Origin of the sequence: Microbacterium sp. (genome assembly GCF_047971895.1) — a bacterium.
Lineage (GTDB): Bacteria > Actinomycetota > Actinomycetes > Actinomycetales > Microbacteriaceae > Microbacterium.
Map to the genome: position 1 here is coordinate 23,122 of NZ_JBKEAF010000004.1, position 11,990 is coordinate 35,111.

At 69.3% G+C, this 11,990-nt stretch carries 9 protein-coding genes; 6 read left to right on the forward strand and 3 right to left on the reverse strand.

The genetic code is table 11. The features are described from left to right. Window positions 1–7: 7 nt before the first annotated feature. Window positions 8–1,234, reverse strand: coding sequence for an MFS transporter (locus ACK5IN_RS00575; RefSeq protein ID WP_416894289.1), 1,227 nt, complete (start codon window positions 1,232–1,234; stop codon window positions 8–10). Between the two features lie 107 nt (window positions 1,235–1,341). On the opposite strand from ACK5IN_RS00575, the gene ACK5IN_RS00580 reads away from it, so the two are divergent. The 6 genes from ACK5IN_RS00580 to mnhG are packed head-to-tail and all read left to right on the forward strand — an operon-like array spanning window position 1,342 to window position 7,567. After that, a complete protein-coding gene (locus ACK5IN_RS00580; RefSeq protein ID WP_416894290.1) occupies window positions 1,342–4,290 on the forward strand; it encodes a Na+/H+ antiporter subunit A in 2,949 nt (982 codons plus the stop codon). Further along, window positions 4,287–4,829: a Na(+)/H(+) antiporter subunit C gene (locus ACK5IN_RS00585; protein ID WP_416894291.1), complete on the forward strand. Its 543-nt coding sequence runs from the start codon at window positions 4,287–4,289 to the stop codon at window positions 4,827–4,829. The genes ACK5IN_RS00580 and ACK5IN_RS00585 overlap by 4 nt, the downstream gene beginning before the upstream one ends. Next, the gene (locus tag ACK5IN_RS00590) at window positions 4,826–6,391 is read left to right on the forward strand and encodes a Na+/H+ antiporter subunit D (RefSeq protein ID WP_416894292.1); all 1,566 of its coding nucleotides are present in this window, start codon (window positions 4,826–4,828) and stop codon (window positions 6,389–6,391) included. Before ACK5IN_RS00585 ends, ACK5IN_RS00590 begins: the two co-directional genes overlap by 4 nt. Next, a complete protein-coding gene (locus tag ACK5IN_RS00595) occupies window positions 6,388–6,942 on the forward strand; it encodes a Na+/H+ antiporter subunit E (RefSeq protein WP_416894293.1) in 555 nt (184 codons plus the stop codon). The genes ACK5IN_RS00590 and ACK5IN_RS00595 overlap by 4 nt, the downstream gene beginning before the upstream one ends. Next, on the forward strand, window positions 6,939–7,208 hold the full coding sequence (locus ACK5IN_RS00600) for a monovalent cation/H+ antiporter complex subunit F (RefSeq protein WP_416894294.1): 270 nt from the start codon (window positions 6,939–6,941) through the stop codon (window positions 7,206–7,208). Before ACK5IN_RS00595 ends, ACK5IN_RS00600 begins: the two co-directional genes overlap by 4 nt. After that, window positions 7,205–7,567 (forward strand): monovalent cation/H(+) antiporter subunit G, encoded by a 363-nt coding sequence (gene mnhG / locus ACK5IN_RS00605; RefSeq protein WP_416894295.1) that lies wholly within the window; start codon window positions 7,205–7,207, stop codon window positions 7,565–7,567. The genes ACK5IN_RS00600 and mnhG overlap by 4 nt, the downstream gene beginning before the upstream one ends. Before the next feature lie 138 nt (window positions 7,568–7,705). Here mnhG and ACK5IN_RS00610 read toward each other — a convergent pair whose 3' ends face one another. Beyond that, window positions 7,706–10,285, reverse strand: coding sequence for a penicillin acylase family protein (locus tag ACK5IN_RS00610; RefSeq protein WP_416894296.1), 2,580 nt, complete (start codon window positions 10,283–10,285; stop codon window positions 7,706–7,708). Between the two features lie 161 nt (window positions 10,286–10,446). Then, window positions 10,447–11,889, reverse strand: coding sequence for an argininosuccinate synthase (gene argG / locus ACK5IN_RS00615; RefSeq protein ID WP_416894297.1), 1,443 nt, complete (start codon window positions 11,887–11,889; stop codon window positions 10,447–10,449). Window positions 11,890–11,990: the final 101 nt, after the last annotated feature.

Sequence of the window (11,990 nt, forward strand, 5' to 3'; positions counted from 1 at the left end):
TGCGTGGTCAGTCCGCGTGGCCGGCACCGACCTTCGAGCCGGCAATCGGCCTGGCCGCGCCCGAGGCGAGACCCGACATCACGATCAGTGCCACGATGATCCACAACGTGGGGAGGATGCCGATCTGGTGGCTGACCCACCCGAGCACCGGCGGGCCGCACAGGAACGCCAGGTACCCGATCGTCGCGGCCGCCGACACCGATGCGGCGGCCTTCTTCGGGTCGTCGGCGGCGGCCGACATCCCGAGCGGGAAGCCGAGCGACGCTCCGGCCCCCCACAGGGCGATGCCGACGAACGCGATGGGCAGGTTCGGCGCCAGGATGAACAGCACGAGGCCCACGGCTGCGGTCACCGCGAGCACGCGCAGCGACCACACCCGGCCGATGCGGTCGACGACCGGACCGCCGAGGATGCGGAACACCGTCATCGCCACCGAGAACACGGTCAGTGCCACCGCACCGATCGTCTCGGTCGCGGCGTGCCCGTCGACGACGGCGATGGTCAGCCAGTCGTTCGCACTGCCCTCGGCGAACGCCATGCCGAGCATGATCGCCCCGATCGCGTACGTGCGCGGGTCGCGCCACACCGCCGCCAGTTCGGCGAAGCGTTCGCGCCGGGTGCGCGGCGTCGTGGCGTCGTCGTGCGCGATCTCGCGGTTGGGTACGTGCAGCAGCGAGATGAGCCCGGCCATCAGCACGAGCAGGCCCGCGCCCCACAGGTGCCAGGCGACGCCCACGCGCCACGCGGCCATCGCGATGCCGGCGCCGGCGCCGGCGACCGTGCCGATGCTGAAGAACGCGTGGAACAGCGGCATGAGGGTGCGGCCGAACGCCTGCTCGACGGCGGCCGCCTCGACGTTCATCATGACGTCGGTCGCGCTCATGCCGAGGCCCATCAGCCCGAGTCCGACGCTCGCGATCGGGAACGACTGGGCGAACTCCACGCCGAAGCCGGCGATCGCGACACCGGTGCTGAACGTGACGATCGACGCCAGCATCCCGCGCCGCGCACCCCAGCGCGCGACGATCACGTTCGCGAGGGAGAGGCCGACGATGGATGCTGCGCCCAGCACGAACAGCAGCACTCCGACGCCGAAGTCGTCGGCGCCGAGAGCGGACTTGACCGCCGGCAGCCTCGAGGCCCACGAGGCGAACCCGAATCCGGTCGCGAGGAAGATCGCGAAGATCGCTGCACGCCACCGGATCAGCTGCGAACGAGAGAGGGCCGCCTGCACCACACCAGGCTACGTGCCCGCGGTGAGGCGGCACGTGCGCCGGTAGACTGGCCGCGTTACGCCGCCCACCCCCGCCGACCGGGGCGTCGAGCCCCGAGGAGCCGCCGATGCTGATACTCCTCGCGGCGTTCGCGGGGGTTCCGCTCGTCCTTCCCTGGCTCGTCCACCGCCTCGGACCGCGTGCGTTCTACATCGCGGCGGTGCTGCCCGCGGTCGCGTTCGCGTACGCGCTGTGGCTGACGCCCAACGTGCTGCACGGACCGACTCCGTTCGAGACGTTCCACTGGATTCCCGCGCTCGGCATCGAGTTGTCGATGCGCATGGACACGCTGAGCTGGCTGCTCACGCTCATCGTCACGGGGGTCGGCGCCCTCGTGATGCTGTACTGCCGCTGGTACTTCCACCGCAGCGACGAGGGGCTCGGGCAGTTCGCGGCCGTGCTGCTGGCGTTCACCGGCACGATGTACGGGCTGGTGCTGACCGACGACCTCATCATGCTCGTCATGTTCTGGGAGATCACGAGCGTGCTCTCGTACCTGCTCATCGGGTACTACCACGGTCGCGGCGCCAGCCGTCGGGCCGCCCTGCAGGCGCTGCTGGTCACGACCCTCGGCGGGCTGGTCATGCTGATCGGCGCGGTGCTGCTGGTCGTCGCCGCGGGCACCTCGAGCCTGTCCGGCATCCTCGCCCTCGCCCCGCAGGGTGCGACGGTCAGCGCCGCGCTCGTCCTGATCCTCGTCGGCGCGCTGAGCAAGTCGGCCATCTTCCCGTTCCACTTCTGGCTGCCGGGCGCCATGGCGGCGCCCACCCCGGTCAGCGCCTATCTGCACGCCGCCGCGATGGTCAAGGCCGGCATCTACCTCATCGCGCGTTTTGCGCCGGTGTATGCGGTCGCCGAGTCGTGGCGCCCGATCGTCGTATCGCTGGGTGTGTTCACGATGCTGCTGGGCGGGTTCCAGGCACTGCGCGAGTACGACCTCAAGCGTCTGCTCGCGTTCGGCACGGTCAGTCAGCTGGGGTTTCTGACCGTGGTGCTCGGCTTCGGCACGCGCGACCTGGCGCTCGCCGGGCTCGCTCTGCTGCTCGGGCACGCACTGTTCAAGTCGTGCCTGTTCCTGGTCGTCGGCATCATCGATCGCCAGCTGGGGACACGAGACATCGGCGAGCTGTCGGGGCTCGGGCGCCGGGCCCCCGTGCTGGCGACCGCGGCGACGGTCGCGATCGCGTGCATGGCGGGCATCGTCCCGACGATCGGGTTCGTCGGCAAAGAGGGTGCGCTCGCCGCACTGCTGCACGAGGCCGTCGGCGGCTCGGCATGGGGCGTCGTCGCACTCGTCGGTGTCGCCCTGGGGTCAGTGCTCACCGTCGCGTACGGCGTGCGATTCGTGTGGGGCGCATTCTGGACGAAGACCGACTCTTCCGGCGCACCGCTGCCGACGACCGAGTGGCCGCGCCCGCCGATCGGCTTCGTCGCCGCACCGGTGCTGCTGTCGGCGCTCACCGTGGCAGCGGGCATCGCAGCCCCGGTCCTCGACCGCGCCTTCGCCGGCTACGCCGACACCTCCCCGGCGGCGACGCCCGGCATCCCCGCCCCCGCGTACCCCGCCCACCTCGCGCTGTGGCACGGCCTCGAGCCGGCGCTGTGGATCTCGCTCGCCACGATCGCGCTGGGCTTCGCCGTGTTCGCCGGGGCACGTGCGATCGGGTGGGCCAAGCACCGCCGCGTGCTGCCGTTCACCGCGTCCGACGTCTACAACCTCGTGCTGCGCGTCGTCGCCCGCCTCGCCGTCACGGTCACGAGCCTCAGTCAGCGCGGTTCGCTGCCCGTGTACGTCGGCACGATCTTCGTCGTGTTCGTCGCCGCCGAAGCGACGGCGCTGATCGCCGACCCGGACTGGACTGCACAGCTGGATGCCTGGCAGTCGCCGATGCAGCTGTTGGCCGCGCCGCTCATGATCGTCGCCGGGCTGATCGCCGTGCGCGCCAAGAAGCGCTACACCGGCGTGGTGCTCGTATCGGTGACCGGCCTGGGCATGGTGCTGCTGTTCGCCACCAGCGGCGCACCCGATCTCGCGCTCACGCAGATCCTCATCGAGACCGTGACACTGGTGGCGTTCGCACTCGTGCTGCGACGCATCCCCTCCCGCATGGGCGAGCACAACGCGTCGGTCGCGCCCATCACACGGGCCGTGCTCGGTGCCGCCGTAGGCCTCACGATGGCGCTGGTGGCGATCGTCGCCAGCGGGGCGCGGATCACCCGCCCGATCTCCGAGCAGTTCCCCGAGCTCGCGTACGAGCTCGGGCACGGCCGCAACGTGGTCAACGTGGCGCTGGTCGACCTGCGCGGGTGGGACACGATGGGCGAGCTGTCGGTGCTGATCCTCGCCGCGACGGGCGTGGCATCCCTCGTCTTCGTCACCGACCGCACCGACATGCTCTCGTCGGTCGCGGCGCTGCCCGACAGGCGCGGCCGCCGTCCCTATCTCGAGACCAGCGAGGGCCTGCGTGCGCAGACCGGTCAGATCCCGACGACCAGCCGGCGGGCGTGGCTCGTCGGCGGTCAACGGGAGCACCCCGAGAACCGGTCGATCATGCTCGAGGTGATCGTGCGGGTGCTGTTCCACACGATCATCGTCGTGTCGCTGTACGTGCTGTTCGCAGGGCACAATCTGCCCGGCGGCGGCTTCGCCGGAGGCCTGATCGCGGGCATGGCGCTGGTGATGCGCTACATCGCCGGTGGGCGGTACGAGCTGGGTGCAGCCGCGCCCACCGATGCGGGTCGGCTGCTCGGGGCCGGGATGATCCTCGCCGTCGGGTGCGCGGTTGTCCCGCTGCTGTTCGGTCTGGCGCCGCTGACCAGCTCGCTCTTCGAGTTCGAGCTGCCCGCGCTGGGGCACCTCGAGTTCGTCACCTCGACGATCTTCGACATCGGCGTCTACCTCGTGGTGATCGGACTGGTGCTCGATGTGCTGCGCAGCCTCGGCGCCGAGGTCGACCGGCAGATCCAGGACCTTCGTCCCGCACCGGCTCGGCGCGCGCGGGGGGCGGCCTCGTGAACGTCTCTCTCGTGCTGATCATCATCATGGCCGTGCTGTTCGCCTGCGGTGTGTACGCGATGCTCGAGCGCAGCCTCACTCGCGTGCTCATCGGGTTCCTGCTGCTGGGCAACGCGGCCAATCTGCTGCTGCTCATCGTGATGGGCCAGCCCGGTCGCGCCGCCTTCTTCGACGACGCGTCGGCGGGCAGCGGCACAGAGGGGATGTCCGATCCGCTGCCGCAGGCGCTGACCCTGACCGCCATCGTGATCACGTTCGCCGTGTCGGCGTTCCTGCTCGCACTGATCTACCGGTCGTGGCAGCTCGGTCAGGCGGACACGGTCGAGGACGACACGGAAGACATCGCGGTGCGCGAGCGGGGCGTCCAAGACGAAGACGCACTCGACGACGAAGTGGAGGTCGAGGACGACGACGATGACGTCACGACGGACTTCGTCGGGCTCGAGACGTCGCCCATCACGATCGTGAGCAGTCGCGAGCTGGACGGCGTCGTCGACGACGCACCCGTCGACCGGCCGGACGGAGGTGAGCACCGGTGAGCGGCCTGGTCCCCTTGTTGGTGACGTTGCCGCTGCTCGGCGCGGCCATCAACCTCATCGCCAACCGACGCCGGCGGGTGCAGGTGGCCGTATCGATCGTCACCCTGACGCTCGTGTGCGTCATCGCCGCGATCCTGCTGGTCGTCGTCGACATGGGCGGTCAGCCGCTCGCCGTCTCGGTCGGCGGCTGGCCGATACCGTTCGGCATCGTGCTGTACGTCGACCGGCTGGCGGCACTGCTGGTCGTCGTCTCGAGCATCGTGCTGCTGGCGGTGCTGCTCTTCTCGGTCGGGCAGGGTGCTGCCGACGGCGACGACGAGACCCCGGTGTCGATCTTCCACCCGTCATACCTGATCCTGGCGGCGGGGATCTTCAACGCCTTCATCGCCGGCGACCTGTTCAATCTGTACGTCGGGTTCGAGATCCTGCTGGTCGCCTCGTATGTGCTGATCACGCTCGGCTCGACCGAGTCGCGCATCCGCGCCGGCGTCGTGTACATCGTGGTGTCGCTGGTCTCGTCGATCCTGTTCCTCGCCGCGATCGCGACGATCTACGCGGCGCTCGGCACGGTGAACATGGCACAGGTCGCACAGCGGATGACCGAGCTGCCGCACGAGACCCAGCTCGTGCTGCACCTCATGCTGCTGCTCGCGTTCGCGATCAAAGCCGCGGTCTTCCCGCTGTCGTTCTGGCTGCCCGACTCGTACCCGACCGCCCCCGCACCCGTGACGGCGGTGTTCGCGGGCCTGCTGACCAAGGTCGGCGTGTACGCGATCATTCGCACCGAGACGCAGCTGTTCCGCGACAGCGACGTGAACCTGCTGCTGATGGTCGTCGCCCTCGCGACCATGATCGTGGGCATCCTGGGCGCCGTCGCCCAGGCAGAGCTCAAACGCATCCTGTCGTTCACGCTCGTCAGCCATGTCGGCTACATGATCTTCGGCCTGGCGATCGCCACCCCGGTCGCGATCGGCGCCACGATCTACTACATGGTCCACCACATCGTGGTGCAGACCACGCTGTTCCTATCGGTGGGTCTCATCGAGCGCCGAGCCGGATCGACGTCGATCCTCAAGGTGCACGGGCTGATGAGGGCCGCACCGATGATCGCGGTGCTGTACTTCATCCCGGCCGTCAACCTCGGCGGACTGCCCCCGTTCTCGGGCTTCCTCGGCAAGTACGCCCTGTTCGACGCGGCCGCCGAGGTCGGCACGCCGATCATGATGGTGCTCATGGTGGGCGGTGTCGTCACGTCGCTGCTGACCCTCTACACGCTGATGCGCGCGTGGAACCTGTCGTTCTGGCGCGGGGACGACGAGGACCTGAACGAGAGCGAGACCGAGGCGCGCGTCGCCTATCTGGGCGGTGCGCCGGCCGCGACCATGCAGAAGGAACGCCGGGCGATCCCGCGCATCATGACCGCCTCGACGGCCGGCATGGTCGCGTTCACGGTCGCCCTGACGGTCTTCGCCGGACCGCTCTACGCCCTGTGCGAGCGCATCGGCGACGGGCTCTCGCAGCCGATCTCGCTCGTGCAGCTGCAAGAGGAGGCCGACGGATGAGCCCCGTCACGCCGATCTCGCGGTGGCAGCGCCTGTGGCGGCAGCTGCCGTTCTTCGTGTGGCTGATCGCCCTGTGGATGCTGCTGTGGGGCCAGTTCACGGTGCTCGCCTTCGTCACGGGCCTGATCGTCGCGGTCTTCGTCACGCGGGTGTTCCGGCTTCCGCCGGTGGAGCTGTCGGGGCGGGTGAACCTGTGGTGGGGGTTCCTGTTCGTCGTCGAGTTCCTGTGGGCGGTGGTGCGCGGCTCGCTGCTGGTGACGTACCAGGTGTTCGACTGGCGGCGACAGCCGGGTGCGGCGATCATCGCAGTCAAGCTGCGCACGGACGACGACCTCATCCAGACGCACGTGGGCATCACGGCATCCCTCATTCCCGGCTCGCTCATCCTCGAGGCCGATCGCGACCGCCGCACCCTCTATCTGCACGTCATCGGTGTGTACACGGAGGAGCAGCTGGCGGCGCAGCACCGCAGTGTGCTGCACTGGGAGGAGCGCATCGTGCGTGCGGTGGGCTCGCGGGCGCAGCGCGAGCTGATCGGAGGGGCGCGATGAACGTCCTGATCATCGTGATCTACGTCGTGTTCGCCGTGGCCGCCCTGCTCGCGCTGGTGCGGATCGTGCGCGGTCCGTCGATCCTCGACCGCGCGGTCGCGTCGGACGTGCTGCTCACCGAGATCATGTGCGTGCTCGGCGCCGACATGGTGATCAACCACCACACCCGCACGCTGCCGGTCCTGCTCGTCATCGCCGCGGTCGGCGTGTTCGGCTCGATTGCGATCGCGCGCTTCGTCGCGAGGAAGGACAACCCGCCGCGATGACCTGGGATGACGTGCTGGACATCAGCGCCCTCGCGCTGGTGCTGATCGGTGCGCTGCTGTGCCTGACCGCATCGGTCGGACTGCTGCGGTTCCGCGACGTGCCGACCCGCCTGCACGCGGCGACCAAGCCACAGGTGCTGGGGCTCATCCTCATCTGCATCGCCGTCGCACTCGCGATGCGCGTATGGCCGGTGGTCGCGTTCCTGGTTCCGGTGATCCTCATCCAGTTCGCCACGGCGCCGCTGTCGGCGCACATGGTGGGGCGTGCCGCATACCGCAACGGCACGATCGACGAGCGGAGTCTGTATGTCGACGAGCTGCGCGACGCGCAGGAGACCCCGCCGGCCGCGGGGGGCTGATCCGCGCCCGCGCGCGCCCGTTCCGAGCTCGCAGAAAGTCACGAAGTTCGCAGCAGTGTCCGGGATGCCTGCGAACGTCGCGCGTCTCTGCGAAGTTGGTGCACGGGGCCCACGCGCAGCGGTGCCCGCGTACAGCGGCTACGCCGCCGGCGCGAGCACGAGCGTATGCGCGGCAGCCGCTTTCACGGCAGTGCGCGAGAACGGCCACGGCGACAACCGCGCATTGACCCAGTCGTCGGTCTGGTCGGCATAGTTCGGGTGGAACGCGTGGCCGCTGTTGCCGGTCAGATGGTTCCAGCGCGACGCGTCGAAGTCCGCCAGGTCGACGATCATGCGCATCGAGGGCACCGTCACGGTCTCGAACGACTCGCCCAGGCGCCAGCCCGTGGCATCCACCACCGACGAGCCGCCGCCGACCGGGAACGGGCCGCGATTGAACAGCCACTCGATCGGCGCGATGCCCGACGAACCGAAGGTGCCGCTGGTCAGGGTGAGCGCATGCAGCGAACCCCAGTTCCACGCCTTCGGGTTGTCGCCCTGCAGCGCCACGAGCCGGTCGTACGCGTCGTGGGCGACGTCGGCGAGCACCTCGTCGCGGGTGCCACCGGCATCTGACCACCATGACGATTCCGGGTCGTTCAGCAGCGTGTCGACGACCAGGTACAGGCGGCCCTGATTGCTCAGCGGCACCTCGGCACCGGGCTGCTGGAACAGCCGCACGGCCAGCGTGTCCCACAACACGTTCGCGTAGGCGGCAGCGTTCGAGCTCGCCGTGTTCTGGCCATCCCATCTGCGCAGCAGCTCGATCGCCTCAGCGGTCCCGGGGTCGTCGATCGGTACGTCTTTGAACACCGATGCGAGGCGCAGGCCCATCCAGAACTCCTGGTCGGCCTGGATCTCGCGCATCGACTCGACGGTGAGCTTCTCGGTGGCGGCCGCCCGCTCGATGAGCGTCGCGATGCGCGCCGCGCGCCACCCCTGCGCCCAGTCGTCGCCGAGGAAGTACTCGTAGTCGGGCCCCACGACGGCATTGTTCGCGGTGACGATGAACCCCTGGGGCGGGTTGATCACCGAGGGCAGCTCGTCGAACGGGATGTACCCCTGCCAGTCGTACGCGCTGTCCCATCCGGGCTGCGGGTACGCGCCGTCGCCGGCACCGCGGATCGGCAGCTTCCCGGGGGCCTGATAGCCGATGTTGCCGGCGGTGTCGGCGTACACGAGGTTCTGCGCGGGCACGTCGAACAGGGCGGCCGCGTCCTGGAAGCTCTCCCAGTCGGTGGCGACGTCGAGGGCGAAGATGGATGCCGCGGTGTTGCCGGGCTCGAGGGCCGTCCACCGCAGGGCGACGGCGTACTCGGCGCCCTCGGGGGCGTCCTCGGAGACGTAGCCCTCGGCGATCGCGGTCTCGTCGGCGGTGAGCCCGGAGATGATGGGCCCGTGCACGGTCGAGCGCACCTCGAGCTCGACGTCGTCGCCGCCGGCGACCCGGAACGTCTCGGTGCGGGTCTCGAGGGGCACGAGCTCTCCGTCGCGCCAGTACTCGTCGCCGTCGACCGCCTCGATGTAGAGGTCGGCGACGTCGGAGGTGAGGTTCGTGAAGCCCCACGCGATGCGCGCGTTGTGGCCGATGACGACACCCGGCACCCCGGAGAACCCGAAACCGGCAACGTCGAACGCGCAATTCTCGGTCACGACCCGGCACTTCAGATCGACCTGGTGCCAGATCGAGGGCATCGACGCCCCCAGGTGCGGGTCGTTGGCCAGCAGCGGCAGCCCGCTCTCGGTGAGGTCGCCCGAGACGACCCACGCGTTCGAACCGACGCCCTCGCCGACATCGCCGAGCAGTGCGTTCGCGGCCTCGACGACCGTGCCGACCTCGGTCCACGTGACGCCGGCGGTGTGGATGCCGGCATCCGGCGTTTCGCGCACGTTCGCCGTCTTCGCGGCCTGCGGCACCGGCACGATGATCGGGTTGCGATCGAACGGATAACCCGGGTAGAGCTCCGCGATCTCGTCCGCGGTGTGGTCCTGGGCGAGCAGCCCGCGCTCGGTCTCGGTCTCGACGTTGGTACGCAGATCCCATGCCATGGCCTTCAGCCAGGCGACCGAGTCGGCGATCGTCCACGGTTCGATCTCGTAGTCGCCGTTCTGCAGGTCGAGCACGGCGTACTCGAGGGAGGCGTCGGCGCCCTGGTTCTGCTCGAGCCATGCGTTCACGCCGTCGGCGTAGGCCTGATAGTAGCCGCGGACGGTGTCGTCGAGCAGCTCGACCTCCTGCTCGGCGATGTCGCGCCAGCCGAGGGTTCGCAGGAACATGTCGGTCTCGAGCTGCGACGCCCCGAACAGCTCGGTCAGGCGCCCGCTGGTCACGTGCCGGCGGAAGTCCATCTCCCAGAAGCGGTCCTGGGCGTGCACATAGCCCTGGCCGAAGAAGAGGTCGCCGGTCGTGTTGGCGATGACCGTCGCGGCGCCCTGGTCGGTGCGCAGCACCTCGACCTTCGCGTTGAGGCCGTCGACCTCGATGGTGCCGTCGAGGGTGGGGAACGAGCGCTGCACGGTCCACGCCACGAATCCGGCGACGACCAGCGCGAGCACGACGACGAGTGCGATGAGGCCGAACACGCTGATGCCGACGATGCGGCCGATCGAGTGTGGGCGGCGGGGCAGCGCCTCGGCGTCGGTATGGGAAGCGTCGATTGTTTCGGCGGGGGTCGTCATTGATGCACTCTCGGGTCGGGCAGGGCACGGGTGCACTCGGGTCGCACGCACACGCTTCGGAATCCTAACCCGCCGGGGGTGCGCCGCCGAATGGCGCATGGCGCGAAACCGGCTGACGAGGCTGTGGGGCTACGGTGGCGGCTGCTGCGGTGTAGCGGGGATCAGTCGGCACCGAAGTCGAACGAGGCGGACTCGGATGCCTCGTCCACCGCGTCGGCCAGCTCTTCGCCCTCGGCCGAGACCTTCTCGACGTGCTCGATGATCTCGTCGGCGGCCCCGCGCTCGAGGCGACCGACGAGGTCGGCCGTGGCTCCGCCGATGAGCCCGAACCCGGCGTACTGCTCGAGCCGGGTGCGCGAGTCGGCGATGTCGAGGTTGCGCATGGTGAGCTGGCCGATGCGGTCGATCGGGCCGAAGGCCGCGTCGCCGACGCGCTCCATCGACAGCTTCTCGGGTAGGTACGACAGGCTGGGGCCGTCGGTGTCGAGGATCGTGTAGTCGTCGCCGCGGCGCAGCCGCAGGGTGACGGTGCCGGTGATCGCCGATCCCACCCACTTCTGGATGGACTCGCGCAGCATGAGCGACTGCGGCTCGAGCCACCGCCCCTCGTACATGAGGCGGCCGAGTCGTCGGCCCTGCTCGTGGTAGGTCGCGAGGGTGTCTTCGTTGAGGATCGCGTTCACCAGGCGTTCGTAGGCGATGAACAGCAGCGCAATGCCCGGCGCCTCGTAGATGCCGCGCGACTTCGCCTCGATGATGCGGTTCTCGATCTGGTCGCTCATGCCGAGGCCGTGCCGCCCGCCGATGCGGTTGGCCTCGAGCACAAGCTCGACCGGGTCGTCGAACTCACGGTCGTTGAGGGCCACGGGGCGGCCGCGGTCGAAGGTGACCGAGACATCCTCTGTCCTGATCTCGACCTCCGGGTCCCAGTACCGCACGCCCATGATCGGCTCGACGGTCTCGAGTGAGACGTTCAGGTGCTCGAGGGTTTTCGCCTCGTGGGTGGCACCCCAGATGTTCGCATCGGTCGAGTACGCCTTCTCGGCCGAGTCGCGATACGGGTAGCCGTGCTCGACGAGCCACTCGCTCATCTCCTGCCGCCCGCCGAGCTCGGTGACGAAGTCGGCGTCGAGCCACGGCTTGTAGACGCGCAGCGCCGGATTGGCGAGCAGCCCGTAGCGATAGAAGCGCTCGATGTCGTTGCCCTTGTAGGTCGACCCGTCGCCCCAGATGTCGACGCCGTCCTCCTTCATGGCGCGCACGAGCAGCGTGCCGGTGACGGCGCGGCCGAGCGGTGTGGTGTTGAAGTATGTGCGTCCGCTCGAGCGGATGTGGAATGCACCGCACGCCAGCGCTCCGAAGCCCTCCTCCACGAGGGCGCACTTGGCATCGACCAGGCGCGACACCTCCGCGCCGTAGTCGAGGGCCCGGTCGGGGATCGATGCGATGTCGTCCTCGTCGGGCTGACCGAGGTCGCCGGTGTACGTGCAGGGCACCGCGCCCTTGTGTCGCATCCAGGCGACCGCGACGGAGGTGTCCAGACCCCCCGAGAAGGCGATGCCGACGCGCTCGCCGATGGGCAGGGACTGGAGGACCTTCGACATGCGGCCAGTCTAGTGAGGGCTGGATGCCGCAGCCGCCGCCGACTGGATGGAGACCGGCTGCACCGTAGCAGTACTTCGCCGAAGGCATCGTAGACCTGAGC